Annotated in this window: 1 protein-coding gene; it reads left to right on the top strand. The window is 37.7% G+C overall.

The features are described from left to right. Positions 1-343: shikimate kinase (locus tag ND811_RS19520; protein WP_322113719.1), on the top strand; the 343-nt coding region annotated here is incomplete at its 5' end. Between the last annotated feature and the right edge of the window lie 208 nt (positions 344-551).

The following is a 551-nucleotide window of genomic DNA, read 5'->3' as shown; positions in this document are numbered from 1 at the left end:
AAAATTAGAAAATGCAAATGAGATCATTTTAGATTGTGGCGGAGGAATTTTATTCGATTTGGACGCAGAGGGAAACGAAATTCCAAGCCAAAGAAAATTAGACCTTCTTAGAAAAATTGGGCGGATTGTGTATCTGGAACGAGGACTTGAAGAGTTAATTGAAAAAGTTAAGGGAGACTCGACAAGACCCGACCTTTCTAAGGTAACCTCCTACCGTTCGATTTTGGAAAAACGATTACCGGTATACCAAGAAGCCGCGCATTTTAAATTGAATTTATCCAAACTCACCAAAGAAGAAGCCGCAGAACGAGTACTTGATTGGCTTGGGATCAAATCCAAATAAAGATATATTTTTTTTAACAATTGGATCTTCCGCAAATGTCTCAAGGTCGCAAGAAAGGCTCCTCCTCACCGATCCAAAATACACCCGAAATACTTCTGTAGGTACGCTGGGAATTAAGCGATCTTCCTATGGAAGTTGCAGTTCGCTTCTTTCTTGTACTATTAAATTTTTTAGACTAAATCTATAATTGTGCATATATACAACTAAA

This window comes from Leptospira soteropolitanensis (assembly GCF_026151655.1).
GTDB lineage: Bacteria > Spirochaetota > Leptospiria > Leptospirales > Leptospiraceae > Leptospira_A > Leptospira_A soteropolitanensis.
The sequence above is the reverse complement of the archived record's forward strand: the minus strand, read 5'-3'. Positions and strand labels throughout refer to the sequence as shown.